The sequence below is a fragment of the Sphingomonas lacusdianchii genome (genome assembly GCF_022664395.1).
Taxonomy (GTDB): domain Bacteria; phylum Pseudomonadota; class Alphaproteobacteria; order Sphingomonadales; family Sphingomonadaceae; genus Sphingomonas; species Sphingomonas lacusdianchii.
Map to the genome: position 1 here is coordinate 1 of NZ_JAKRET010000027.1, position 25774 is coordinate 25774.

Sequence of the window (25774 nt, forward strand, 5' to 3'; positions counted from 1 at the left end):
GCGGTCGCGGAAGCGACCGAGGCGATGGAAGGCGACGGCGCGGGCGAGGCTGTTGCGCGCCTCGCCCTTGTTCAGTTCGGCGGTGACGGTGCGCCGCAGGTCGGCGTCCTCGAACCAGCGCAGGGTGGGGGCCGGTGAGAGGATGGTCGAAATCGTACGCTAAGGGTCCGCTGTTAGCGTGTCATTCCGCCCCGAGCCGGGACCGATTAGGGCGCATAGATCGCGTGACGGGTTAGGTGACACCGTTCGATGCCGATCGAGCTAGACAGGCGCTCCGTCACGCATACGCACGTTTGCGGAGCGTCCCATTTCTCCATCTTCGATGCGCCATTTCGGGAAAACCTATTCGGGAACAGATTTTGGGAAAACCGGGCAGTCGCGACCTGCGCGATCAGCGCATACTCCCCGGCTGTCTCGCTACGAGTTCCCAATCGGGAAGCTCGCCAGCCACTCTCCAACTACGGATGCCGTTCAGCCACTCTGCCGCTCGCGCACGAGGCTGCGGATACGGATGTCCGGCAAAGCCACCGCGCCTCCCTCGGCCACAATGTCGACGCGTTCGGGTGGGGCGGAAAAGAACTGAAGCATGGTTCCGGATGCTTCCCCGCGCATGCCGAACAACTCGATGGAGGTGCGATCGACGACCAGGCGCATGTCGGTTGTGGTGGTGCCTGGGAGCGTCGACCAGATCGCTCGATCGACCATGGAACGGTGTCGGAAGCCTTGCGTGCCGCTGCGATCGATCAAGAAGCCAGGGTAGCTTCCCGCGTCGAAAGCAGCGCTCAGCGTTTCGCCCGCGGCGTTGCGCAGCCGCACCGACAGGACCGCGCCAGCGTCCGCCTGGAGTTGTAGCGCAATGTCCACAGCGCTCCCGGGTGGCAGTGCGGCGCTGGCAAGAAGCCCCGTGCTCTTGGCGCGGCTTCCCTCCAGGAGAGTCCGGCCGGCGATGCCGTCGAGCGGTACCGGCGTCTGCACTAGCCGCCAATCGTCGCTATGCCGGCGCAGCGTCAGCCGCCTGGGCAGCGTCATCGCGCCGCGCGACGGGCTCGCCGGTACATCGTTGCAGTAAAGCCAGTTGCTCATCCAAGCGATCGCAACCGGCGGTCCATCGACGTCGGCGTAAGTCTGGAGCGCGTAGAAGTCCTGGCCGAAGTCGGCGAGCCGCGTGGCGCCATCCTCTACCTCGAACCGCCGCCCGTCGAACTTGCCGACGAAATACTGGACGGCGCTGCCACCAAGCGGTGCGCCGGGATTGATGGAGACAAACAGCACCCAACGCTTGCCGCCGCCCTCGACCGGCACTTCCACCAGATCCGGGCACTCGTAATCGATGCCGAGCAGCCCGGAATGGCCGAACGACCCCAGTTCGCTCCAATGCTTCAAGTCGGGCGAACCGTAGAACATCACCCGGTGCTCGCGCGAGCGAACCACTGTCATTACCCAGCGCCCGGTCGGCGCATGCCAGAATACCTTGGGATCGCGGAACGAGGCGGAGCCGACGTCCAGCACCGGGTTCCCCGAGTATGCCGCGAAGGTACGACCACGATCGGTGCTGGTCGCGATCTCCTGCGCCTGTCGTGTCTCCGACGCCCGGGTATAGACCGCAACGAGACCGCCCGGCCTGCTTTTGAAAAGGCCGCTGGTATTGTCGCGATCATATACTGCTGATCCGCTGAACGCCTGCCCTGCGGCCGTCTCGCCGAGCGCGATCGGCAGCTCGCGCCAGCGCACCAGATCCGGGCTGACCGCGTGACCCCAGTGGACGTGGCCGGCCTTCGGCTCGAACGGGTTGTGCTGGTAAAAGAGATGATACTCGCCCTGATGGTAGATCAGACCGTTGGGATCGTTCATGAATCCTTTTGCGGGCGCGTAGTGGATCAGGGGATGATACTGGTCCGACGGGGTCTGTTCAGCAAGCGCGACCCCGGGAGCGAGGACGGCGGCCATGCCGAGCTTCGAGAAGGTACGCCGGGAAAGATCCGCCGTTCTGTCTTGATCGTCGCTCATTGCCGGTTCTCATCTTGGCTTGGTTCGGAGCCAGTCGGCTTGTAACGCCGTCCACCGTCATCCGACCTGACCTGTGCTGTGGCCGGTTCGATCTCCCGACACCAGCGTTCGATTGCTGTTTCAACGCGCTGCGCCCCAATCCGACCACGCACCGTCCAGCGGATCATCGCCCGGGCAGAGCCGATCGCGTCATCAAGTGCCGCCGCGGCTGCCCGCATCTCGCGACCACCCCGCGCCCGGGATCGAAGCCAGCACTCTCCGGCCCGGTCGACCATGGCGACGGGATCAGGCGTAAACAGGAACTGGCTGAACAAAAGTCCGATGCCGCCCCCGACAGCGGCGTCAGCGACACGCTGCAGCCCAGCGCCTGCCTGCTCCCCTGCCACAACGATTACGGCCGATGCGCCTGCCTGGATGATCATGACCGCGTTGAGGCCGAAACTCGCTGCTGCCAGCATCGCCATGGGCGTGACGACGGCGATGCGCAGAGTGGGATCGATGGGCAGCGACCGGGCGAACTCGCCTACGCCGATGCCGAGACTGACCCCGACCAGCATCCCGATCGCTTGCCGACCATGGCTCGGAATGCCCGGCGACAGACAGACAATCGCCGCGATGGCCGCGAAGACCGGCGGGTGATCCCCGAACAGCGTTCTCGCCGCCCACCAGGAAAGCACGGCGGCAATGGTCGAGAGCAGGATGCCGCGAAGGGACTGGAGCCAATTGCGCGTCGGGGCATTAATCAGGCTCGTAAAGTGCATGACCGATGAACCCCTCTCGAGTAGCTTGGTTCTCATCGGCGTGTCTTGCGAGCTTGCGATCACAGAGCCGCCGGTTCGCACGTAACATGCGTTTAGGCGGCCGACCCATTCCAGAGCTATCGGAATGTCGCCGGCTTGCCTGTGAACCCGCAATCCCAGTGCGGTGAAGCCTCGCTAGGGCAAACGATCGCTCCGATGACACCGAACGCGTTTCTCTTCGATCTGGATGGTACGCTGGTCGACAGCGTCTATCAGCACGTCCTCGCCTGGCATGAGGCGCTGCGCGAGGATGGCATCGACCTGTCGATCTGGCGCATTCACCGAAAGATCGGGATGAGCGGCGGCCTGTTCGCCGATCAGCTGCTCCGCGAAATCGGCCGTGATGTCGACGAGGGCATGATCGAGCGACTGCGCCTCCGCCATGCTGAGGCATATCGGCGGCTAGCGGTTTCAGTTGTGCCGCTGCCCGGCGCGCGCGAGATGCTTGCCGGCCTGACCGATCTCGGCATTCGATGGGCGATCGCGACCAGCGGGCGCATGGAGACGGCCGCCCCCAACCTCGCCGCACTTGGCGTCGACCCGAACGCCTCGGTCGTGGTCACCCGCGACCAGGTCCGCTTCGCCAAACCCGATCCCGACCTGTTCGTGGAAGCCGCGAGACAACTCGACGTGCCGATCGAGAGCGCCATCGTCGTTGGCGACAGTATCTGGGACATGCTGGCCGCGGCGCGTTGCCGCGCCTTGGGTGTCGGGCTGTTATCCGGCGGCTACGGCTCGGACGAACTCGAGCGAAGCGGCGCACTTCGGGTGTACGACGACCCGGCCGACCTCTTTCGCCATCTTGACGAAGTCGCTTCCCGAGCCCGGTGAGGGACTCTGGATGTTGCCGATCCTGAGGCGTCGACATTTCTTCAGACAAGATGTCAATTCACAAGAAGACAATATCGCAAGTTAGAAGAAGTCGGAAATTTCCGTCTCACATAGATCAAGTGATTAGAAATTCTAGACAACCTGGGGAACTTGGCCCGTATCAGCAGCTTCTGGACGTTGTAACGCTGCTGGGACCAAATCCATGAAAGCTGTCGTATTCCACGGGATCGGTGACATTCGCGTCGACGATGTGCCGGAGCCCAGCATCGAGCAGCCAACCGACGCGGTGGTAAGGCTGACCGCCAGCGCGATCTGCGGCACCGACCTGCACTTCGTGCGCGGCACGTTCAGCGGCATGAAGAAGGGCCAGGTTCTGGGGCACGAGGGCGTCGGCATCGTCGAGGCGGTCGGGCCCGAGGTGAAGAACATCAAGGTCGGGCAGCGGGTGATCATCCCGTCCACCGTCGGCTGCGGCCATTGCCAGTTCTGCGAGCACGAATTCTACGCCCAGTGCGACAATGCCAACCCGATGGGCAAGCGCGCGGGCACCGTGTTCTTCGGCGGGCCGGAGGCGGCGGGGAACCTGAAGGGCCTGCAGGCCGAAAAGGCGCGCACGCCCTGGGCGGACACCAACCTGGTGCCGATCCCGGACTCGATCAGCGATGATCAGGCGATCCTGATGAGCGACATCCTGCCGACGGGCTGGTTCGGCGCGGTGCTGGCCGAGATCGAGGAAGGCGACCATGTGCTCGTTCTTGGAAGCGGCCCCGTCGGCCAGATGGCGATCGCCTCTGCAAAGCTCATGGGCGGCCGAGTGATCGCGGTTGACCATCTGCCCGACCGGCTCGACATGGCTCGCCGCCAAGGCGCCGAGGTCATCAACTTCGACGAGCAGGACGTGCCGGATGCGGTGCTGAAGCTGACGGGCGGCGACGGGGCGAGGCGCGTGATAGACGCGGTCGGCGTCGATGCCCAGCACGCCCATGCGGGTCCGGACGCGCCAGGCCTGCTGTCCAAGGCCAAGGAGGCGGTCGAGCAAACGATCATCGAACCGATGTCGCACAAGCATGGCAGTCACTTCATCGCCGGCGACAACCCGTCTCAGGCGCTCGACTGGGCGGTGGAGTGCGTCGCCAAGGGCGGCACTGTTTCCATCATCGGCGTCTATCCGCCGACCGACCGCGAATTTCCGATCGGCGTGGCCATGAACAAGAACCTGACCCTGCGGATGGGGAACTGCAACCACCGCGCCTATTACGACGTGCTGATCGATCATGTCGCCTCCGGTCGGCTCGATCCCGTCCAGGTCCTCACCCAGACCGAGCCGATGACCGGCGCGATCGAGGCCTACGAGGCCTTCGACGAGCGCCAGCCCGGCTGGATCAAGGTCGAGCTAGAACCCGCCGCCTGACTCCTCACCCTCCCAAACTCCGAAGGAACGGCCACCATGAACCAGCCTCCGCAGCAACAGACCCCTCCCGGCACGACCGCCGAGATGGATCCCAAGCCCGACCACGGCGAGGAGAGCTACAAGGGTTGCGGCAAGCTCGAAGGCAAGGCGACGGTGATCACCGGTGGCGACAGCGGCATCGGCCGCGCGACCGCGATCGCCTTCGCCCGCGAGGGAGCGGACGTCCTGATCGCCTATCTCGACGAGGATGAGGACGCCAAGGAAACGGCGAAGTGGGTGGAGCAGGCGGGCAAGCGCGCCATCCTCGTGCCCGGCGACATCCAGGACCCGGCGCACTGCCGTGCGATCGTCCAGAAAGCGGTAGACGAGTTCGGACGCATCGACGTCCTGGTCAACAACGCCGCCTTCCAGATGTCGCGAGACAGTCTCGAAGATACACCTGATGAGGAGTGGGAGCGCACGTTCAAGACGAACATCGGCGCGATCTTCTACATCACGAAGGCAGCCCTCCCGCACATGGGCAAGGGGTCGACGATCGTGAACACGACCAGCGTCAACTCCGACATCGCGCCGCCCAAGCTCATCGCCTATTCGGCGACCAAGGCCGCTATCGCCAATTTCACGGCCTCGCTCGGTCAGCTCGTCGCAGAGCGCGGCATTCGCGTGAACTCCGTCGCGCCCGGCCCGATCTGGACGCCGCTGATCCCCGCGACCATGCCACCGGAACAGGTCGAGAGCTTCGGCCAGGAAACGCCGATGAAGCGCGCCGGCCAGCCCGTCGAGGTGGCGAAGGTGTTCGTGTTCCTGGCGTCGGCGGACTCCAGCTATGTCACCGGCGCGCGCTACGCGGTAACCGGCGGCGTGCCGGTCCTCTAGCCTGGGCGGTGACATGGACTGGTATCCGCTGGCTCTGACCACGCCGACCGAGCCGCACGTCACCGGCGGCACGCAGATCCAGGATCGTCTCGGGCGGCGCGACGTTCCGCCCGGACGACTCGCCGAGACTTGGGAGGTGAGCGACGTCGACGGGCATGTCGCGACGGTCGAGAACGGCACCCTCGCGGGCCGGACGCTGCGGGAACTGACCGAGCGGCACCCCGATGAACTGGTCGGCCGTGGGTGGCGCGGGCCCTGCTTTCCCGTCCTGACCAAGTATATCGATGCGACCGGCATGCTGCCGGTCCACCTCCACGCCGACGACGAGGCGGCACGACAGTTCGAGGGCAAGGTTAACGGGAAGACCGAGGCCTGGCACATCCTCGACGCCGGAGTGGGCGCAACCGTGCTGGCGGGCACCAAGCCCGGTGTCGATCGCGCGACGCTGCGAGAGGCCTTGCTCGGCGAGCGTTGGGACGAAGTGCTGCGCCGGCTGCCGATCCGGGCCGGCGACACGGTGTACGTGCCGGGAGGCACGCTGCACAGCTTCGGGCCGAGCACGCTCATCTACGAGATCGAGCAGACCGCCAATATCATGCAGCATGCGATGACGTGGAACCAGGAGGACGGGTCACCGGTGCCCTCCGACGAACGCGAGCGGAACATCGACAAGCTCCTGGAGGAGTGGCGACCGGAAGCGCTGCCGGTCGCCCGCCCGCCCCTGGCGATCTCCGTGACCGACGATATCCAGCGCGGCATCTGCTGCGCGGGGCCGTACTTCGCGCTGGAAAGGTGGACCGTCGCGAATGGCGCGCGGCTCGACTACCGGTTCGATCATGCGACAATCCTGAGCAATGCCGGCGCCCCCGTCTCGGTGCAGTCGGGCTCATTCACCGGACGGCTGGAACAGGCCAAGTCGCTGCTCCTTCCGGCAGCACTGGGGCACGTCGCCATCGAGGGACCGGCCGACCTCCTGATCGGCTATCTCCCGGACCTCGACCGCGACATCCGCGAACCCCTGTCGGCCGCAGGCTACGGCGCGGAGCTCATCGCCCGTCTCGGGGACGTGCCCGCCACCTGAACCCACCGCCAGACAAAGGACCCGTTTCATGGATGAGAAGAGCACGACGCCGTCACGCCGCCAGGTCATGGGAGGGGTCGCAACCGGAGTAGCGGCAGCGGTAGCCGCTCCTGCGCTTGCCCAGTCAGGTGCGGGGCAGGGAGCACCGGGCGGGCCGCAGACCACACCGCAGACGGCGATGCGCGACCCGACCACCGCCTATCCCAAGCCGCCCTTCCCACGGCAGCCGCAACAGGCGCCGGGTCTCGCAAGCAAGATGACGCCGCGCCCCGACCATGGCGAGCGCAGCTACCGCGGCTCAGGACGGCTCGCCGGTCGCAAGGCGCTGATCACCGGCGGCGATTCAGGAATCGGCCGTGCTGCCGCCATTGCTTACGCCCGGGAGGGTGCCGATGTCGCGATCAACTACCTTCCCGTCGAGGAACCCGACGCGCGTGAGGTCATCGCACTGATCCGTGCCGAAGGCCGCAAGGGGGTCGCCATTCCCGGCGACATCCGCGACGAGGGCTTCTGCCGGCAGCTGGTCGCCCGCGCTGCGCGCGAACTCGGCGGGCTCGACATCGTTGTCAACAACGCCGGCAAGCAGCAGTCGGTCGATCGGATCGAGGACCTCACCACCGAACAGTTCGACGCCACGTTCAAGACCAACGTCTACGCAATGTTCTGGATCACCAAGGCGGCGATGCCCCTCCTTCAGCCGGGCTCGGCGATCATCAACACCGCGTCGGTGGAGGCCTACTCGCCGGGCAAGAGCCTCCTCGACTATGCCCAGACCAAGGCGTCGATCGTCGCCTTCACCAAGGGACTTGCCAAGCAGGTCGCGCAACGCGGGATCCGGGTGAACGCGGTCGCGCCGGGGCCGTATTGGACGCCGCTCCAGGTCACGGGCGGGCAGCCGCAGGACAAGATCGTGACGTTCGGGCAGGACACGCCGATCGGGCGTCCCGGTCAACCAGCAGAACTCGGCCCCGTCTACGTGCTGCTGGCGTCCGCCGAGGCGAGCGACACGACGGGCCAGGTCTATGGTGCTTCCGGCGGCACGGGAAACCCATAGCGTGGCCGAGATCACAGCCAACGACGGCACCAGGCTGTTCTATGAGGAATCGGGCCAAGGTCGCCCGCTGGTGATGATTCATGGCTGGACCTTCAGCGGGCGGTTTTTCCGCCAGGTCGTGCCCGCGCTCAGCAAACACGCCCGGGTCATCACGCCGGATCTCCGCGGGCATGGCCGCTCGGACAAGCCGGGCCACGGCTACCGCGTCGCGCGGCTCGCGGCCGACCTGCGCGACCTGCTGACGGCGCTGGATCTGACCGACGCCACCTTGCTCGGTTGGTCGCTCGGCTGCCCCATCATCTGGAGTTACCTTGAGCTGTTCGGGCCGGACCGGGTTCGCGACGTCGTGCTGGTCGAGCAGACGCCCAAGCAGTTTCAGACGGCCGAATGGCGCAAGGCGCACGCGCAGAGCTTCGACCAAGCGAGCACTGCGACGATGCTCATGCAGATGAAGGCTGATCCCGTTAAGTTCGACGAGCAGAACCTCACCTCATGCACACATGTGCCGCCGTCCGAGCAGGAGAAGCTCTTCCTGCTAGGTGAGATGGCGCTCTCCCCGGTTGAGGCGCGTGCGGCTTCCATGGAGGACCACACCGTCCACGACTGGCGCGACCTCCTGCCGCACATCGAGGTGCCCGCGCTCGTGATGGTGGCCAAACAGGACAAGGTCTTCCCTGAAGGCGGGCCGGAGTGGGTCGGCGAGCACATGCAGAATGCTCGGACGATCGATTTCGAAGACAGTGGCCACATGATCTTTCACGATGAGCCCGAGAAGTTCGTTGCAGTGGTTACCGGATTTCTGGGAGAGGCACGTGGCTGATCCCTTTCCATTCGCCTTCGGAATGAACGAGTTCACCACCCAGCCTTGGTCGTTCGACGAGGATCTGGAGAACTACGCGGCTCTGGGCGTCGAAGCGATCGAGCTTTGCGAACAGAAGCTCGACGAGCACCGCTGGTCCGAGCAGATGCAGCGCCTGACCGAAAGCGGGCTGGCGATCAGCGCCGTCCAGCCGCTGGTACGCACGTTCGGGGCCAGTCGGATGCAGCCCGATCCGAAGGGCGTTGACGCGCGCAGCAAACGGCTGCGGCAGAGCATCGAGCGGCTCGCTCCCTTCACGCCCGGCGTGCCGTTCGTCGTTAACACCGGCGCTGCCGACGGCGGGGACATGCAGGGCATGCTCGACGCCACCGTAGCGCAGTTGCGCTCGCTGGCGCCGTTCGCGGCGGGTAACGGGGTGCGGCTCGCGCTGGAGCCGCTGAGCGCCACCTCCATGAACAGCGAAACCGCGATCTGGACCCTCGATCAGGCTAGCGACATCATCGACGCGGTCGGGCATCCCAATGTCGGCATCTGTCTCGACCTCTGGAACGTCTGGCAGAACGCCTATCTTGATGCGGCTATTGCGCGGGCCGGGAGCCGTATCTTCCTTCTTCAGGTCAGCGACTGGCGGATGCCGCGCTCGTCGGGCGATCGCTTGGTGCCCGGCGACGGCGAAATCCCCATCGGCTCCTTCCTCCGCGCGGTCGAAGCCACCGGCTATCGAGGTAGCTGCACCGTCGAGATCTTCTCTCAGGACGTACCCGACTCCCTTTACCTGATCGACCCGTCTGACGTGATCCGGCGATCTCGGAGCGGAATCGAGCGCGCCTGGAGCCAAACGATCTGAGTTCTTAAGAGACCGCAAACGTTCCTGTGATCCCGCGACTTAGGCATAAACAGATATTGGTGCGAGCTTCCCGAACAGGTTTCGAGCAAGAGGAGCGGCTTAGCCGGCGTGGGCTCGGATCCCGAACGTGCTCCCCTTATTGTTCATGCGAGCCAAGTTTTCGATCGGGCAGGCGGACCCATGCTGGGCTCGCTCCTCAGTTCACCGCTTTCGGCGGCTTCTGAGAAGCCCTTTTCCTTCCCAATATTCCATCGTTTTTGGGATAGTTAAGCCCGTGCCATACTCTCGATCTGGCGTAGTAGCCTGTGCGGATCGAATGGCTTGGGCAGAAACGTCGCTTGTGCAGGTAATTCGCTTTCAGGGATTGGCGCGTTGCCGGATACGACGAACAGGACGGTAGGCGGGAAGCGATCGCGAACATAATGCGCCAGCTTCACACCATCCATCGAGCCCGGCATTTGCACGTCGGTGAGAACGACGCGAATCTCCTGATGTTGATCGAGAATGGCGATAGCCGCGTCCGCGTTCTCCGCCTCGAAAACACGCCATTTCGCGTGCGTGAAGAAGTCAACGAGGTCGAACCTTACCAGTGCCTCATCCTCGACGATCAGGATCGTCTTGCTGCCGATCGGCGTACTCTGACCCACGCTTAGTTCCCGGTCACGATGGCGGCGTCTCCAAGCCGCGCTTCAAGTTCAAACACCAAACCGTCCGGTCGATAATCGGTTGCCACCTTTGCGCCGAAATAGGAGCGAAGCGATCGTTCAATCAGGACCGAGCCGAAACCCTTCCGCGCCGTAACCGTCCGGTGAGCCGCGTGTTGTCCAAACCGGCGTAGCCATCGATGTCTGGACCTGTGGTGGTCTCCTTCTGGAGTCCAGAAGGAGGTCAGGAGATGGGGCGGATGGAGGTCATCACCCGGACGGAGCGCCGGCGGACCTACAGCGAGGCGGAGAAGGCGGCGGTGGTCGCCGAGGCGTCGGCGCCGGGCGTGACGGTGCGCGAGGTGTCGCAGCGGCTCGGCATCGCGGAGAGCCTCATCTACAACTGGCGTTCGGCGCAGCGGAAGGCGGTGAGCATCGCCAGCGAGCCGTTGCAGTTCATCCCGTATGGCGTGGTGACGGACGTCGTTCCGACTGAACCGAGTATGGCGCTGATGCCGGCCACACCTGCACCGGCACCCGCCAAGCCGTCGCCATCTGCGGCACCGGCGGAAGACCTGGTTCGCCCGCATCCAGGGACGCGACCGGGCAGCATCGACATCGACTTGGCCAGCGGTGTCCGACTGTCGGTCGACAGCTACGTCAACGAGAAGGCGCTCGCCCGCGTGCTGCGGGCACTGGGGCATGCATCGTGATAGCGCTGGCGCCGGGCACCAAGGTGTATCTCGCCTGCAAGCCGGTGAGTATGCAGAAGGGCTTCGACGGACTGACCGCGCTCGCCAGCCAGGTGCTCGGCGCCGACCCGTATTCGGGTCACCTGTTCGTGTTCCGGGGCAAGCGTGGCGACTATCTCAAGGCGCTGTACTGGGACGGCTCGGGCATGTGCCTGTTCGCCAAGCGGCTGGAGAAGGGCCGGTTCGTCTGGCCCCCGCTGGTCGATGGCGGCATCGTACTCAGCCCCGCGCAGCTGGCACTGCTCATCGAGGGCATCGACTGGCGACGCACCGTAGCGCTGGCCCCGGTGACCGCGCCGACCCTCATCTAAACGGCGCTTTTCGGTCCTTTTCGCTTGGCCTGAGTCGGCCCGGTGGTAGGATGGGCCATGTCGCTGGCGATGGTCGATCTCCCCTCCGACCCGGACGAACTGCGCGCCTTCGCACAGGCGTTGCAGGCCCAACACGCAGCCACCGCTGCGGAGTTGGCCGGCACCGTTGCCGAGCTTCGCGCAGCCAAGGCGACCATTCAGCTGACCGCGCTGGAGATCGAGAAGCTCAAGGTCCAGCTGGCGCGCCTCAGGCGCATGCAGTTCGGCCAGTCGTCCGAGCGGCTCACCCGTGAGATCGAGCAGCTGGAGCTGCGGCTGGAGGAGTTGGAGACCGTCGAGGCCGAGGCGACCAGCGCGTCCGTCGACGCCGGTGTGCCGCCACCCGCCCGCGAGAAGCGCCGCCCCAAGCGCCTGCCACTGCCCGACCACCTGCCGCGCCAGGAAGTCGTCCACGCCGCCCCGCACGCGGATGGCTGCGGCGCGTGCGGCGGGACCATGTCGGCGTTGGGCGAGGACGTGACCGAGGTGCTGGAGTATGTGCCCGGCCGCTTCCAAGTCGTCCGTCACGTCCGTCCCAAGCTCGCCTGCCAGCGCTGTGACGCCATCACCCAGGCACCCGCACCGGCGCTGCCCATTCCGCGCGGCAAGGCCGGTCCCGGCCTGCTCGCGCACGTGCTGGTGTCCAAGTATGCCGACCATCTGCCACTCTACCGGCAGGCGGAGATTTACGCCCGCGAAGGTGTCGACCTCGACCGTTCGACCATGGCGGACTGGGTCGGCCAGGTCAGCTGGTTGCTCCAGCCATTGGTCGACCACATCCGTGCCCATGTATTTGCGGCCGACAAGATCCACACCGACGACACGCCGGTCCCGGTGCTGGCGCCGGGCAGTGGCAAGACGAAAACCGGAAGGCTCTGGGTCTATGCCCGCGATGACCGGGGCTGGCAGGGCATCGGTCCACCGGCAGCAGCCTACTTCTACACGCCCGACCGCAAGGGTGACCGACCGCGCGCGCACCTCGCTGGCTTCAGCGGGTTCCTGCAGGCGGACGGCTATGCGGGTTACGACCAGCTGTACGATGGACGGCGACAGCCCGGCCCCATCGTCGAGGTCGCGTGCTGGGCGCATGTCCGGCGCAAGTTCTACGACGTTTGGAAGGCGACAGGCTCGACCACGGCACGCACCGGCGTGAGCATGATCGACCTGATGTATGAGGCGGAAGAGCTGGGACGCGGGTTGCCGCGGGAGGACCGGCTCGACCGACGCAAAGTCGTCAGAGTGGGCGTGAACGGCTTCTTCAGCTGGGCCGAAGACACCATGCGCCGTATCTCGGGCAAGGGCGCGCTGGCGGACGCCATCCGCTATGCCGTGAAGCGGCGCGAGGCGCTGACCCGCTTCTGCGACGACGCGCGGCTCGAGGCGGACAACAACCGCGCCGAGAACTGCCTCCGGCCCGTCGCGCTCGGGCGCAAGAATTATCTCTTCGCCGGTTCCGACAAAGGCGGTGAGCGGGCAGCGGCGATCTACACCCTCATCCAGACCGCCCGGCTCAACTTCGTCGACCCGCAAGCCTGGCTGCGCGATGTGCTTACCCGGATCGCCGACGGGCATCCGGCAAACCGCATCGGTGAGCTCGCGCCGTGGCATTTCTCCAACACCTGAATCATCCGGGTAGAAAGCCTTGTGCGCGTGCCGTTCAACGGCGAGCCGCAGGTCTGTCGAGAACTGCTACTATAGCGGTGACGATGAAAGGTGAGAGCAGCATGAGCAGTGCGCCGAACATATCAACTCCGGAGCCGTCCGGCGCTCGCTGGTAGGCAATACCCTTTGCAAGCCACCACCCGTTAGCTGCCAACGTAAGTGTCAAGCCAAGTAGCCACGGCAGGAGCCGCGTAGAGGAACGAAGTGCCAAATACAGAAAAGGAAATGCTGTCAGCACGGCATTGGTTGTGACCACGCCAATTTCGCTCAGATCGATGTCACGGCTCAACGCAGCCGCAAAAATCAGTCGCTCACCGATGGACACGGCAGCGCCAATCACGATTGCGAGAACAATGAGTGCTACCCGGAGGGAGCGTCGGTGCGCCTCTGCCATGCGCTACCATATGCTCGCTCCGAAGGGTTCGCTAGTCGCTGCCCGGTGGACCGTCAGTTTTAGATGATACGGCACTGGCCGGACGCATACTCCGCGCCGGCGGCGTGACAAGCGGCCCTCCTGTCTCGCGCCAGCAGACGGCCAGCGTGGCATCCTCGCCCATGCCCGTGACTGACCATGTCAGCATAGCCTTGCCAGCCTCGTTCGACAGCGCACCATATTTGGCGGCGTTGGTCGCGAGCTCATGAAGTGCGAGCGCGAAGGCGACCGTCACTTCCGGCTTCAGCGTCACCGGCGGCCCCGACAGTATGATACGTTCGCCAAGGCGGCCGTGCGGGGACAAGGCGCGGGTCGCCAACTCGCGCAGATCGGCTGATCGCCAGGAACTGCCGGTCAGCACGTCCGTGGCCGCCCCAAGTGCTACCAGGCGCGCCGAAAGGTTCTGGCTTGCCGCTTCCGCTTCGGGGATGCCGCGCAGCGTCTGTGCGGCGACGGACTGGACGACGGCGAGCACGTTCTTGAGGCGGTGTGCCAACTCCCCGTTCAGCAGGCGCATGTCGTCTTCAGCACGGCGCCGCTCGCGGAAGTCGCGGGTGACGGTGCCGTAGCCAATCAGGGCACCCGCCGCGTCGGTGATAGGGAACACAGAGTAAAGCACCGGGATCGGCGTGCCGGTTTGAAAGTGTCGGAAGTCCACCTCACCCGCCCAGTGACCGTCCCGCTCCACTGCCGGCAACACCTCGCGCGCAACCATCTCGGCCTGCTCTGGCGCGAAGAAGTCGGCGATTGAAAGCCGTGCGGTGTCGGCATCTTCCAGGCCGACAAGCAGCTTGGCTGCATCATTAAGGTAGAACACGCTGCCATCCGTCCGCGCCATGCCGATGAAGTCGGTGCTGTTCTCGGCCAGGCGCACGAACCGGTCGCGCTCCTCCTCACTCGCGTGCAGGTTGGTGATGTCGCGAGAGACAGACAGGATGCGGTCGGGGCGGCCGTCCGGACCGGCGATTGGGCTAACTGCGACATGCCACCATTTCGGCGTGCCACGGTAGGTATCGGCCTTGCCGATGAAGTTGCGGGCTTCGCCCTGCCTCGCGGCGCTGATTGCCGCCTTTGCTTCCGCGTTGCCCGCATCCTGCCAGAAGTCCGGCCACGGACAGCCGGCGACCTCGTTGAAGTCGCTGACCTCCATGACTCGCTGGCCGCCCTCGCTCATGAAGGTCAGCTTACCGTCGAGATCGAGCACCTTGATGCAATCGGTCGAGCTGGCCAGCACGCCGGACAGGAATGCCTGCCGTTCGACCGCCTGCCGTTCGCTCTCGATCAGGTCCTCGTTCAGGCGTCGCGCACGGCGCAGGGATTCGCGCAGCTCGGCCGTCAGCATGACGAGACCGATCATGACGACGAGGAACAACGACGCTGCCACCCATTGCTGTCGCGGCATCCAGGTTGGATGGTCGATGGCGCCGAGCGACGCGATGCCGGTCGCCGTCGAGATGCCGGCGGCGAACAGGCCCGGCCCCTTGCCTAGGACCAGAGCGATGGCGATCGTCGCCGGGATGAAGAGGAGCCATGGCAAGGTGTCGGGGACGAACAGGACGCGGCCCACCCCCACGGCGACGATCAGGATCGCGGCCAGCAAATATCGCGTTGCCCCTGATAATCGAAGGTCAAGCGACCAAACTACAATCCGGTCGAAGAAGCTGACAGGTCGGGAACGGATCATCAGGGCGTCCAAGAGCGGACAGGCCCCCTGGCACATCCTCACCTTCTCCGTAGCAAATCGTTACACCGACGGGAATGATCGCCAGTCCCGAACCACCATCGTTTGTGGGAGCGGCCGCAAGCGCCCAATGTCGGATGTTCCGCGGCTTTATCTTCGACCAAAACAGTCGTTGGCCCTGCTAATCTGGAACGGCAACGCCATTTGCTTGCAGAATCTCGTAGGTGATACGAGTGCGAGCAGCCATGGCATCAGGTAGAGCAAGATCAAGGTTGAGCGCGAAATAGACCGGTCCACCATCTTGTCGCGACCGGTCGATCCATCCCACAAACCACCCTGTTCTCTCTTCGCCTGAAGGAAGCAGGCCGGTCGAGTCTGGGCGAAGGAAACCCTCGTCGTCAATTGGAAGCATCGCGCCTGTTTTGCCGTAGACTCGGTTGCCGTCTGCCGTTCGGCCAAGCGCCATTGCTTCGAGCGTCCCTTGGACAGCATCGGCGGAAGCGGGTAATCGGCGAGTGTTGAGGCGATACAGGAAATCGACCTGTTCCACCGCGCTGATCTTAAGCGGTCCCGACAGCCAGAAATGCTTCAGGTTTGAGGCGTTGCCGATCATCTCGTTGCCGTAATCGAGCGTTCGGACCCATTCCGCCTCCTTCTCGAAACCGATCCGAGCCGCGATTGCCTGAAACACCCATACCGCCGATGCGGACACAGCGCCGGCCACGTCGATATTATGGTTCCAAGCCGGCAATCCGCGATCGCGCTTATCCCAAGCAAACCTCTCGCGAATGCTGGAGATCGCGCCGGTTTCCAGTGCGATTAACGTATGCGCTATCTTGTATGTCGAGGCAGGAACAAAACGCGTTTGAGCGCGAGCCGGATTACAAGTCAGCATTTTATCAGCAGCCGGCTCGAATATGACCATTGTTGCCGCGCTCCCCGGTGGCAACTGATCGCATCCCCGCGCTTCGGCCGATTGAACTAGAGATGAAGAATGGGACAACGCTGTCGGCGTGCAGGAACTCGCAACGACCGCGATTCCAAGCGCGAGCAATGGCCTTATGGATTTCGATCGGCGCGTCATTTTCGATCCAATAGCATGTTTGGCCACGGCATTAGATCGAACACCGTGCGTCTGGCGCACACTGTACCGAATGGTCCGGTTCTGCAACGTTGAGCTTGAAACCTGCTAATCTGCTTTCCATCCAAGCTCGGCATTCCCAAAGCTCGATCCCAATCGGGACGATCGCCGGGCTTAGCGTACGATTTCGACCATCCTCTCACCGGACCCCAGTCCCGGCATCTGGTGGATCGGGTCGACGATGAACCGGTCTGGCTCTGACGTCCAGATCTTGGCGATGTATTCGCAGGGTGTGAGGCCGCTAAGCGTCTTGAGCCGGCGGGCAAAGTTGTAGGCGGCCATGAAGTCGGCAAGGTGCGTCCGGAGCTGGTCGTGGCTCTCGTAGTGGAAGCGTTTGACGGTTGCCTCCTTGATGGTGCGGTTCATCCGCTCGACTTGGCCGTTCGTCCACGGGTCGTTCGGCTTGGTGAGCCGGTGTTCGATGTCGTTTGCCTCGCAGATCATGTCGAAGCGCATCTGGCGGGACCAAGCGGTTTTGCGATTGCGAGGCTGCTCGGCGAACTGGATGCCATTATCGGTCAGGATCGTGTGTATCCGGTACGGCACGGCCTTCAGCAGGTGTTCGAGGAAATCCCATGCTGTGCGCCTATCGGCCTTGTCGACGAGTTGGGTGACTGCGAACTTGCTGGTGCGGTCTATGCCGACGAACAGATAAAGCTTTCCTTCGGCAGTTTGCTACCCAAGGCAATATCGATGTGGGAGAAGCCGATCGGGTAGCGTTTGAAGCGTTGCCGCTTGGGCTTGTCGCCCTTGACATCCGGTAGCCGTGAGATGCCGTGCCGCTGAAGGCAACGGTGCAGCGCTGAGCGCGTCAGATGCGGGAGCGACGGCTGCAATGCGTAGAGGCAGTCGTCGAGCGGCAGCAGCGTGTGGCGACGGAACGCCGCCACCATTGCCTCCTCCGCCTCGGTCAGGGTCGTTGAATGAGGGGCCTTCGGCCCGGTCTTCAAGTCCTCGACCGTCGCCCTCTTACGCCACTTCGCCACCGTCTTCGGGTTGATCCCCAGCTCACGGCTCAGCGTCGCGAGCGAAGCTTGCGACATGCTGTATTGCTGCTCGGACGGCGTGCGTGGTCGTGGCGCACCCATGACGTACCTGTCCCATACGGCCCCCTTCCATTCCAACGAAAGGATCACACCATCAAACCGTGGGATCAAACACCTAGCTGGTAGCAGATTCTCAGTGTCAAAACTGGTGGGAAGTAATAGCAAGCCTGACCCCAGATATTGCTGTTGAAGACCATCACTGAATTGCGACCACATAGTTGCAATTATTTTAGGCAAAGCCACGTTCCCTCGCCCAAGCGACGGCTGCGGAACGGCGATTGACGCCGATCTTTGCATAAATGCCGGCGACGTGGTTCCGCACTGTGTTTCCCGAAAGCGTGAGACGCTTGGCAATGGCCTTGTCGTCCAAGCCCTCGCAAATTAGCCCCAGCACCTCGCGCTCGCGAGGTGTCAGGTCCGCGGTCTCGATGCCGGGATCGGCGTGCGGGTTACGCAATGTAGCGAGCTTGTCCATCACGGTCCGGCTGAACCAGCTCGCATCCTTCATCACCGCCTCGATCGCGTCGGCCAGTTCCAGCTCGCTTTTCCGGCGCGTGGTTATGTCCTGGTAGAGCCAGAGCGTGCAGCGCTCGCCCCTGATCTCCATGCGCTCGGCCGAGAGGAGGCAGTCGACCGGTTGCCCGTCTGCATCGATCAGCCGGACGTCGCGGTTGCGCACGCCCCCGCTTCGATCCAGCTCCTGCTGCACCTCCTCACGCTGCGCCGGATCGGCCCAAAGCTCGGGATCGCCGGCGGCTCTGCCGATGGAGCCGGCCGAGCTGCGACCAGTGAGGCGAACGAAGGCGTCGTTCACGTCCATCGTGCGGTGACTGTCGGGCGAAGTCAGCACCATCGCCACGGGCGCCATTTGGAACAGAGTGTGAAAGTGCGTCTCGCTCGATCGCAATGCACGCTCTGCCTTCCGGCGCGGCTCCAGGTCGGCGAAGGTGAACAGCATGCACTTGTCGTCGCCGACTTCGATCGGCTGCCCGGCGATGATGACGAGCTTGGTGTTGCCATCAGGTAGCGGCAACTCGGCTTCCATCTGCGGGATCGTCCGGCCTTCCGCGAGGCACTGTTTGGCATAGTCCTTTCGCTCGGCGCCGTTCAGAATGTCGAGGTCGTAGAGGCTGTTCCCTTGGACCACCTGACGGGGGTAGCCGGTCATTTCGAGAAAGCCGCGATTTGCCCGGCTAAATCGCTGATCCGAGAGCCGCATAATGAGCGCCGGCGCGGGGTTGGCCTGGAACATGGCCTCGAACCGCGCCTCCGCCTCGAACTGTTCCGACACGTCCTGAATCACGAGGGCCAGGCAGTCCGGCTCTTCGTCATCTCCGGTCATAACGACGTCGCGGACCCGATGCGTCCACCGGCGCTCATCGCTGCCAGCGGCGCTCACCTCCACCACCAGGTCCGGGAAGCTCTCGCCCGCTAACATGCGGATGACAGGATATTCGCGGTTCGCGAGCCGGTGCCCGTTGCGGAACCGGAGCGCGAACCGCTGCGCATAGGTATCCGCGTTCACCCCAAGCCCTTCGAGCTTGTCGACGCCGTGCATCGCCAGCGCAGCATCATTGGCCCAGATGATCGTTCCGGCCAGGTCGATCAGGATGACGCCGGCCGTCATACCGCCGATCAACTGTTCGAGGTGGGTCAACGTGTCGCGTGCGAGAACACGGGAGAGCGGATTGGCCATGCCGGTAGAGCGCCGAGCCATAGGACGATGTTCCTCGCAGATAATGAACGGCTCAACGAGAACTACTGCACGGATAGTAGCAAACTACCAGCTCGCCCAACCAAGAAAGAGTTTGCTCCGGGACACTTCAAGGGTTCGGCGGCGTTAGGTGGCAAAGCTGAAGGACAGGCATGCCCGACGACATTCGCTTACCGATCATTGAGGAGGAGGCGCACGTTACCAAACGTGCGGCCGACGTCGAGCATGTCACGGTCCGCACCGTCCCCGAGCAGGAGCAGGTCGTTGTTCATGACGAGGTTCGCCGCGAGCACGTCGAGATCAGGCGCGTTGCGGTCGAACGCGAGGTCGATCGAGCCCCCGCTGTCCGTGAGGAGAACGGCGTCACCATCATTCCGGTAATCGAGGAGCGATTGGTTGTCGAGAAGCGGCTTTTCCTCGTCGAGGAGGTCCACATCTTCCGGTCGGCGCAGGCGGAGGCGGTCGAGCTGCCGACCACGCTCAGGCGCACCCGCATCGAGGTTGACCGCACCGATCTCACCAAAACCCAGGAGGATGTTCATGGCAGGACCTAACGACAACAGGCCGGAGGGCGCGCCCAGCCATATCCACATCGAGAAGAAGAAGGGTTTTAACTGGCTCCCCTGGTTGCTGCTGGCGCTCGGGCTGCTTGCTCTGCTGTTCGCGTTGAGTCGCTGTAATCGCGAGGATACTGCCGCCGTCGCTCCCGCTCCTACGGCCGCCCCGACCGAGGTTGTCGCGTCGACCCCGAACGCCGGCTCCGCTGACGCGCTGGTCGGCACGTCCGGTCTCGGCACCTATCTGGCCGGCACGGAGCCGCTTCCCCGCACCTTCACCTTCGAGAAGCTCAACTTCGACACCGCCAAGAGCAATATCCGACCCGCCGATGCTGCCGAGGTGAACGAGGTGGCCGCGACCCTGAAACAGTATCCGAACGCCCGAATCCGCATCGCCGGCTACGCCGACGCGCGCGGCACCGATGCAGCCAACATGGCGCTCGGCAAGGCCCGAGCCGATAGCGTCAAGTCGGCGCTCGTTGCGCAAGGCATCAACGCCGGCCGCATCGAGACCGTCTCCGGCGGCGAGAACGATCCGGTCGATACCAACGCCACCGCAGGCGGTCGTTTCGAGAACCGCCGCACCGAACTCGTGGTGACGGCGAGATAAGCCGCTCAGCCCATTCTGCATCAACGTAGGAGTAAGATCATGTCCACCACCATTACCGCCCTGTTTGACAGCCGAAGCGACGCAGAGGCCGCTAAGGAGCGTCTGAAGAGCGCGCGGGTCGACGCCGACCACGTACATGTCCACGACAAGTCGAGCGCCGGCTACAAAGAGACGGGCTACTCGACCCATGAGGACCGCGGCTTCTGGGACTCGATCAAGAACGCGTTCGTGCCCGATGAAGACCGCCACACCTATGAGGAAGGCGTGCGCCGTGGCGGTGCGCTGTTGACCGCAGACGTCGATGACGATCGCGTCGACGAGGCGGTGCGCGTGCTCGAAGAGGCCAACTCGATCGACATCGACGACCGTTCGAGCCAGTGGCGCTCGTCGGGCTGGGATTACCCCGGCGCCGCTGCCGGTGCGACCGGGGCTGCGCTCGGCAGCTTCGACCGTCGCGAAACCGCCGGCCGCACGGCCGAACAGGAAGAGGTGATCCCGATCGTCGAGGAGCAACTGGTCGTCGGCAAGCGGGACGTGAGCCGCGGTGGGGTGCGCGTCCGCTCCTACGTGACCGAGACGCCGGTTCACGAGCAAATCCGCCTCCGTAACGAACGCGTCAACGTCGAGCGGCGCTCGGTCGATCAGCCGCTTTCCGCGGCCGATACCGACGCCTTCCGCGAGCGGACGATCGACATGACCGCAACCGGCGAAGAAGCCGTGGTCGGCAAGACAGCCCGCGTCGTCGAGGAGGTCGTGGTCTCCAAGACGGCCGAGGAGCATGTCAAGGAAGTCGACGACACCGTGCGCCGAACCGACGTCGAGGTCGATCGCGACACCGACGTCGAGACCCGCGGCTCGACCTTCCGCGACACCGACAAGCGTATCTAGTCGGTGGGGCCCGGCGCGGGTGAGAGCCCGCGCCGGGCTCACACGCTTTGCCAACAGGGGAGACGGCGATGGACCCGAACTATGTGACAGCGGACGGCATGATCGCCGGCACCCGCAACTTCGGCGACACCGCCGTTCTCTACCTTCAGGAGTGGGGACCGCGCGTCCTCGCCGCGGCCGTCATTCTCCTGATCGGCTATCTTCTGGCGAGGGCCGCCAAGTGGGGCGTCGCCGCGCTGGTCAACAAGACGCCACTGGCTCGGCATGCGCACCGGCAGTCTGGCATCCCTGAAACAGGCCGTAACCCCAAGAGCGTCGGCGCCCAGGTCGGTGATGCGGCCTTCTGGATCGTGATCCTGATCGCGCTCGTGCTTGCCGCCCAACCGCTTGGCTTGGCCGCTGCCACCAGCCCGGTCGGCCGAATGCTCAACCAGTTCGGCGCCGCCATCCCCAACATCATCGGCGCAGGGCTGATCTTCTTCGTCGGCTACATCGTCGCCAGCGTCGCCAAGAAGGCGGTGGAGGCGGTACTGACAGCCGCCCGCACCGAGCAGCTCGCTGAACGCGCCGGGATGGCCAAGGCCGATCCCACGACGCTGCCGCGGATGGTCGGCGGGATCGTCTTCGCGCTCATCATCATCCCGGTCGCGATCGCCGCGCTCGATCAGCTCAACATTCGCGCGATCTCCGAGCCGGCGACCGCGATGCTCCGCATCATCCTCGACAGCATCCCGCATGTCGTCGCGGCCGCGATCATTCTCGCGCTCGCCTATGTGATCGGCCGGTTCGCGTCGCAACTGCTCAGCCAGTTCCTGAGCGGCACCGGCTTCGATCGCACGATCAGCGCGCTCGGCGTGTTCCCCTCAAGCACCACGCCGGCCGCCGGGGTTCCGTCAACTTCCGCAGGGGCCTCCGCGACGCCAGCGCTAGTGCCATCCAAGCTGCTCGGTCACGCCGTGTTCGTCGCCATTATCATCTTCGGCCTGATGGAGGCGTTCCGGCAGCTCAACTTCGCCTACGGCTCGCGCATGATGGCGGAGATCCTGACCCTGCTCGGCTCGGTCATCTTCGGTGCCGTCATCATCGCCGCGGCCATCGCCATCGCGAAGCTGGTCTCGACGGTCGTGCGCGCCAGCGGCGGTGCCAATGCCGAGCTGACTGCGAAGATCGTGCACGTCGCGATCATCGTGCTCGGCACCGCCATCGGGCTGCGCTTCATGGGTCTCGCCGACGACATCATCAATCTCGCGTTCGGCCTGATTCTGGGTGCCATTGCCGTCGCCTTCGCGCTCGCCTTCGGTCTCGGCGGACGGGACGCCGCCGCCAAGCTGGTCCAGCGTCTTAGCGGCTCGTCCGCGATGCCGGCTCCGCCGATCGCGCCGCAGTCGAGCACCACCCTCCGTCCGGGCAGTTCGACGCCGAGCGAGGAACCGCAGTCATGAGACGAGGGCTACGCCTCCAGCTCGTCGGGCTGGCACTGATCGCGTTCGTGGGGGCCTGTGACGGCCCCCGCGAGGATGCCGGCGAGCAGGCCGACGCCAACGCAGGTGTCGTATCGAGCGAGGATACGATCGAGAAAGGGCCGGCGGAGCGGACGGGGGAAGCCCAGGATCGTGCCGCTGACAGTCTGAACGAGGCGATCGAAGCACGTGCGGACGCCGCCGAGGACCAGGCGGACGCCGTTCGCAGCGAAGCCGATCAGCGGGCGGATGCCTTGGAAGAAGAAGCCCGCAGGGTTCGCGCGACTGCCGAGAAGAAGGCGGATGCGACGGAAGATCGTGCTGACGCAATTCGGCAGCGACAGTAACAAAGGCCCGCAAGAGGTCTCGCGTAATGAACTGGGAGCCAGGCTGTGTTCGGTCCCTGTCTGCTCATTCCGCCAGGCTGATGCGACATCCATCTGAAGCGCTCGGAACGCGCTACTGCCTGGAGAGCGGCGCAGGTGCCCAGCTTTTCATCGCCTGAACCCTATATCCTCTGGCTGACAGGTGCCGGAGTCCTGATCGCGCTCGTGGCATGGCTGCCGCTTGCGTTGAAACGATTGCCGCTGTCGCTGCCGATCATCTGTATCGGGATCGGAGCCGTGGTCTTCTCGTTGCCGGCTGTGTCGCTGCGGCCTTTGCCGCTGTCTTACGCCGACATCACCGAGCGCTTCACCGAGTTCATCGTTATCATCGCGCTGATGGGCGCAGGCCTGAAGCTGGATCGCGTATTCAGCTGGCGCCGATGGAATGTGACCTGGCGGCTGCTTGCGGTCACGATGCCCCTCAGCATCGCGGCGATCACGGCGATCGGAGGCTGGGGCTTGGGCCTGTCATGGATCGCGGCGCTTCTGCTTGGGGCTTGCCTCGCTCCCACTGATCCCGTGCTCGCGTCAGACGTGCAGGTCGGTCCTCCCAAGACCGGAGAGGAAGATGAGGTGCGCTTCGGTTTGACGTCAGAAGCGGGCCTGAACGACGGTTTTGCCTTTCCGTTCGTCAACCTCGCTATCGCGCTGGGCATTTCGGCGAGCACCGGAGAGCCTTGGGCGCGCGAATGGGTGCTCCATAGTGTCCTGTGGGAAATCGGCGTGGGTGTCGCCGGCGGTTGGTTGATCGGCCGCCTGTTCGGCTGGCTGACCTTTCACGTGCCAGCGGAAACCAAGCTGGCTCAGACCGGGGATGGCCTGATCGCCATTGCCGCGACTTTCGTCTCCTACGGCGTGACCGAGCTGCTCAACTGCTACGGCTTTCTGGCTGTCTTCATCACCGCATTGACGCTTCGCCGCTCGCATCGCGATCATGAGTTCAACCGCGAGATGCACGACATCACCGAACAGGTGGAGCGCATCGGCATGATGGTGCTCCTGATCCTGTTCGGTGGTGCGCTGGTCAGTGGGCTCCTTCAACCGATTGGTTGGGTAGATGTACTGGCCGCTGCGATTATTATCCTCGTCGTGCGGCCCGTTACCGGCCTGATAGGGCTTGCCGGTTTGCGGGCAGACCTCTCCGAGAAGATGACCCTTGCCTTCTTTGGCATCCGCGGTGTCGGCTCCTTCTATTACCTGGCTTATGCGCTGAACCACGTTGAGCTTGCCGGAGGCGAGCGGCTGTGGGCCATCGTAGGATTGGTGGCGCTGTTTTCCATCCTCCTCCACGGGCTGACCGTCACGCCGGCTATGCGTCTCCTGGACAGGCTACAGGGACGCGATCCGGATGCCGACCTGCCGCCGCCAGGATTGAAAGGCCCTGCGGCGGATACAGAGCGAGCTTAGGTTGCTGGTGTCATAACCGGTCGGTTGACGCAGCACCCCTGAACCGCGCTTTTCTGCGGGTTTGCAGGTGTCAAAGCCCTGTGTCAGACGCGGGCCAGATGCGATCGGCGAGCTTCTTGAACTCCGACACACCGAGCGCCCCTCTTTCCCGCGACTTCGATCCTGGAACGGCAAGCCGGTCCTCGACGGCGCTGTAAGGCGCCTCCCACATCTCGCGCGGTTCGAGGGTCAGATTGTCCAGGAGAACCAACAGCACTGTGTCGCAGTCGGCACCCCGTTTGATCGTGCCGAGCCACCTCTCACCTCTGGCGGCAGTGGCCCGAACTGGTTGGTCCTTAAAGTCCGATCTTGGGCGTTTGCGGCCGAGCCGCTTGCGATGCTGGCGCCGAGCGTCGCGACGTGGTGGAAACCTGACCTAAATACAGTCGCCAGTGGAGCAGACCGCTAGAAGCCCAACAAAGGGCAGAACGGGGATTGCCGCGACTGTGTAGGCGATCGTTAGACTGATTGTGACCCCATGGGACCACCTCCCCAACCAGATCGCGCTCACTCCGATCGCCCATGCCGCGATCAGTACCAAGTAGGCCACCACCGCTCCTCTGGAAAACAAGCCGGTGTGGGCCGCGGCGAGCAGCAGCAGCACTGGCGCGGTAAGCATTCCAATCAAGGCTACGATCGAGCGTCTCATCACTTGAAGGTGCCGCGCACGGCTTATGTCTGCAACAGGGTGACTGCGGAAGGGCTGCTTTTCGGCCGCGACGGCTCAGGCGGGACGCATACAATCATGGCGCGCCCGTCCAACAGCCCGACAAGGGCAGCAACAACGCCGCAGCTACGAGGATGCGGTTCATCCTTCCTCGTCACCCTTCCATGCATCATGGTGGCAAGTGTCACCACCACCGGTTGAACGGATGATCGTTTTGGCGCGAAAGTCGTAGGTGTCGTGAAAGGCCTTCCGCCTCTTCTGGCCGGGGCGCTGCCAATAGACTGTGCGAACGACGATATGCCCGTTCCTCACATGAGTGGCGAAAGCGTCCTCCGGTCCCTCGTCGTCCTGGGTCCGGCTCAGGAACAGCATTTTTCCAGCGGTAGAGATCTTCACGATCCTAGTCCGCCCATGGCCCAGGAGGTCGTTACCCCGAACCTCGTAAAAACTCGCGTGATGGCAGGGACTGCCGCCATCCATATCGGCCCCTGTACATTGTAGGGACGCAGATTCACGGTAGGCGTCGTCGTCATCGGGCGACCTATTTTCGCAGGTTCTCGATCCCGAGTTCGTGCCACATCCATGTGAAGTCGTAGGTCGCCATCGGATC

The 25774-nt window shown here is 64.2% G+C and carries 25 protein-coding genes and 2 pseudogenes; 16 read left to right on the forward strand and 11 right to left on the reverse strand.

Annotated elements, in window-relative coordinates; translation table 11 throughout:
* The 3 genes and pseudogenes from MF607_RS20640 to MF607_RS20650 all read right to left on the reverse strand — a co-directional run.
* A pseudogene (locus MF607_RS20640) lies at positions 1-126 on the reverse strand (Tn3 family transposase); the annotation flags it as partial.
* Positions 127-471: 345 nt separating this feature from the next.
* The gene (locus MF607_RS20645; protein WP_242122006.1) at positions 472-2007 is read right to left on the reverse strand and encodes a glycoside hydrolase family 32 protein; all 1536 of its coding nucleotides are present in this window, start codon (positions 2005-2007) and stop codon (positions 472-474) included.
* Entirely contained in the window at positions 2004-2768 is a 765-nt protein-coding gene (locus MF607_RS20650; protein ID WP_242122007.1) for an FUSC family protein, read from the reverse strand. Before MF607_RS20650 ends, MF607_RS20645 begins: the two co-directional genes overlap by 4 nt.
* A gap of 195 nt (positions 2769-2963) precedes the next feature.
* Here MF607_RS20650 and MF607_RS20655 point away from each other — a divergent pair, with 195 nt between their 5' ends.
* The 7 genes from MF607_RS20655 to MF607_RS20685 all read left to right on the forward strand — a co-directional run bounded on the left by MF607_RS20655 (position 2964) and on the right by MF607_RS20685 (position 9727).
* Positions 2964-3638, forward strand: coding sequence for an HAD family hydrolase (locus tag MF607_RS20655; protein WP_242122008.1), 675 nt, complete (start codon positions 2964-2966; stop codon positions 3636-3638).
* A gap of 202 nt (positions 3639-3840) precedes the next feature.
* Positions 3841-5049 (forward strand): zinc-dependent alcohol dehydrogenase, encoded by a 1209-nt coding sequence (locus tag MF607_RS20660; protein WP_242122009.1) that lies wholly within the window; start codon positions 3841-3843, stop codon positions 5047-5049.
* 84 nt (positions 5050-5133) lie between these two features.
* Positions 5134-5925 carry a glucose 1-dehydrogenase gene (locus MF607_RS20665; RefSeq protein ID WP_242122010.1) on the forward strand — a complete coding sequence of 264 codons (792 nt, stop codon included), beginning with the start codon at positions 5134-5136 and terminating at the stop codon, positions 5923-5925.
* A gap of 13 nt (positions 5926-5938) precedes the next feature.
* Positions 5939-7006, forward strand: a complete 1068-nt coding sequence (locus tag MF607_RS20670; protein ID WP_242122011.1) for a class I mannose-6-phosphate isomerase — start codon at positions 5939-5941, stop codon at positions 7004-7006.
* A 28-nt stretch (positions 7007-7034) separates the two neighbouring features.
* Positions 7035-8060, forward strand: coding sequence for an SDR family oxidoreductase (locus MF607_RS20675; RefSeq protein WP_277926027.1), 1026 nt, complete (start codon positions 7035-7037; stop codon positions 8058-8060).
* A 1-nt stretch (position 8061) separates the two neighbouring features.
* Positions 8062-8880 carry an alpha/beta fold hydrolase gene (locus MF607_RS20680; RefSeq protein WP_242122012.1) on the forward strand — a complete coding sequence of 273 codons (819 nt, stop codon included), beginning with the start codon at positions 8062-8064 and terminating at the stop codon, positions 8878-8880.
* A 22-nt stretch (positions 8881-8902) separates the two neighbouring features.
* Positions 8903-9727 (forward strand): sugar phosphate isomerase/epimerase family protein, encoded by an 825-nt coding sequence (locus MF607_RS20685; RefSeq protein WP_242122013.1) that lies wholly within the window; start codon positions 8903-8905, stop codon positions 9725-9727.
* 266 nt (positions 9728-9993) lie between these two features.
* Here MF607_RS20685 and MF607_RS20690 read toward each other — a convergent pair whose 3' ends face one another.
* Positions 9994-10374, reverse strand: a complete 381-nt coding sequence (locus MF607_RS20690; protein WP_242122014.1) for a response regulator — start codon at positions 10372-10374, stop codon at positions 9994-9996.
* 248 nt (positions 10375-10622) lie between these two features.
* Here MF607_RS20690 and tnpA point away from each other — a divergent pair, with 248 nt between their 5' ends.
* Genes tnpA through tnpC form a run of 3 tightly spaced genes read left to right on the forward strand, consistent with a single transcriptional unit; the run spans position 10623 to position 13096 of the window.
* Entirely contained in the window at positions 10623-11084 is a 462-nt protein-coding gene (gene tnpA, locus MF607_RS20695) for an IS66-like element accessory protein TnpA (RefSeq protein WP_066490187.1), read from the forward strand.
* On the forward strand, positions 11081-11434 hold the full coding sequence (gene tnpB, locus MF607_RS20700; protein WP_066490190.1) for an IS66 family insertion sequence element accessory protein TnpB: 354 nt from the start codon (positions 11081-11083) through the stop codon (positions 11432-11434). The genes tnpA and tnpB overlap by 4 nt, the downstream gene beginning before the upstream one ends.
* Positions 11435-11491: 57 nt before the next feature.
* On the forward strand, positions 11492-13096 hold the full coding sequence (gene tnpC, locus MF607_RS20705) for an IS66 family transposase (protein WP_431311984.1): 1605 nt from the start codon (positions 11492-11494) through the stop codon (positions 13094-13096).
* Between the two features lie 34 nt (positions 13097-13130).
* On the opposite strand, the gene MF607_RS20710 is transcribed toward tnpC, so the two are convergent.
* The 5 genes and pseudogenes from MF607_RS20710 to MF607_RS20730 all read right to left on the reverse strand — a co-directional run bounded on the left by MF607_RS20710 (position 13131) and on the right by MF607_RS20730 (position 19132).
* Entirely contained in the window at positions 13131-13529 is a 399-nt protein-coding gene (locus MF607_RS20710; RefSeq protein WP_242122015.1) for a hypothetical protein, read from the reverse strand.
* A 31-nt stretch (positions 13530-13560) separates the two neighbouring features.
* The gene (locus tag MF607_RS20715) at positions 13561-15168 is read right to left on the reverse strand and encodes an HWE histidine kinase domain-containing protein (protein ID WP_242122016.1); all 1608 of its coding nucleotides are present in this window, start codon (positions 15166-15168) and stop codon (positions 13561-13563) included.
* Between the two features lie 262 nt (positions 15169-15430).
* Entirely contained in the window at positions 15431-16333 is a 903-nt protein-coding gene (locus tag MF607_RS20720) for a penicillin-binding transpeptidase domain-containing protein (RefSeq protein WP_242122017.1), read from the reverse strand.
* Between the two features lie 171 nt (positions 16334-16504).
* A pseudogene (locus MF607_RS20725) lies at positions 16505-17494 on the reverse strand (IS481 family transposase).
* Positions 17495-17665: 171 nt separating this feature from the next.
* Entirely contained in the window at positions 17666-19132 is a 1467-nt protein-coding gene (locus MF607_RS20730; protein ID WP_242122018.1) for a helix-turn-helix transcriptional regulator, read from the reverse strand.
* A gap of 170 nt (positions 19133-19302) precedes the next feature.
* On the opposite strand from MF607_RS20730, the gene MF607_RS20735 reads away from it, so the two are divergent.
* The 6 genes from MF607_RS20735 to MF607_RS20760 all read left to right on the forward strand — a co-directional run bounded on the left by MF607_RS20735 (position 19303) and on the right by MF607_RS20760 (position 24458).
* The gene (locus MF607_RS20735; protein ID WP_242122019.1) at positions 19303-19704 is read left to right on the forward strand and encodes a YsnF/AvaK domain-containing protein; all 402 of its coding nucleotides are present in this window, start codon (positions 19303-19305) and stop codon (positions 19702-19704) included.
* Positions 19691-20317 (forward strand): OmpA family protein, encoded by a 627-nt coding sequence (locus tag MF607_RS20740; RefSeq protein WP_242122020.1) that lies wholly within the window; start codon positions 19691-19693, stop codon positions 20315-20317. Before MF607_RS20735 ends, MF607_RS20740 begins: the two co-directional genes overlap by 14 nt.
* Before the next feature lie 39 nt (positions 20318-20356).
* Positions 20357-21205 (forward strand): YsnF/AvaK domain-containing protein, encoded by an 849-nt coding sequence (locus MF607_RS20745; RefSeq protein ID WP_242122021.1) that lies wholly within the window; start codon positions 20357-20359, stop codon positions 21203-21205.
* A 68-nt stretch (positions 21206-21273) separates the two neighbouring features.
* Positions 21274-22647, forward strand: a complete 1374-nt coding sequence (locus MF607_RS20750) for a mechanosensitive ion channel (protein WP_242122022.1) — start codon at positions 21274-21276, stop codon at positions 22645-22647.
* Entirely contained in the window at positions 22644-23012 is a 369-nt protein-coding gene (locus MF607_RS20755) for a hypothetical protein (protein ID WP_147276303.1), read from the forward strand. The genes MF607_RS20750 and MF607_RS20755 overlap by 4 nt, the downstream gene beginning before the upstream one ends.
* A gap of 135 nt (positions 23013-23147) precedes the next feature.
* Positions 23148-24458: a cation:proton antiporter gene (locus MF607_RS20760; protein ID WP_242122023.1), complete on the forward strand. Its 1311-nt coding sequence runs from the start codon at positions 23148-23150 to the stop codon at positions 24456-24458.
* 70 nt (positions 24459-24528) lie between these two features.
* Here the strand turns inward: MF607_RS20760 and MF607_RS20765 are convergent, their stop codons facing one another.
* Complete coding sequence (locus MF607_RS20765) at positions 24529-24714, reverse strand: hypothetical protein (protein ID WP_242122024.1); 186 nt, start codon at positions 24712-24714, stop codon at positions 24529-24531.
* 591 nt (positions 24715-25305) lie between these two features.
* Entirely contained in the window at positions 25306-25536 is a 231-nt protein-coding gene (locus MF607_RS20770; RefSeq protein ID WP_242122025.1) for a hypothetical protein, read from the reverse strand.
* Positions 25537-25774 lie beyond the last annotated feature (238 nt).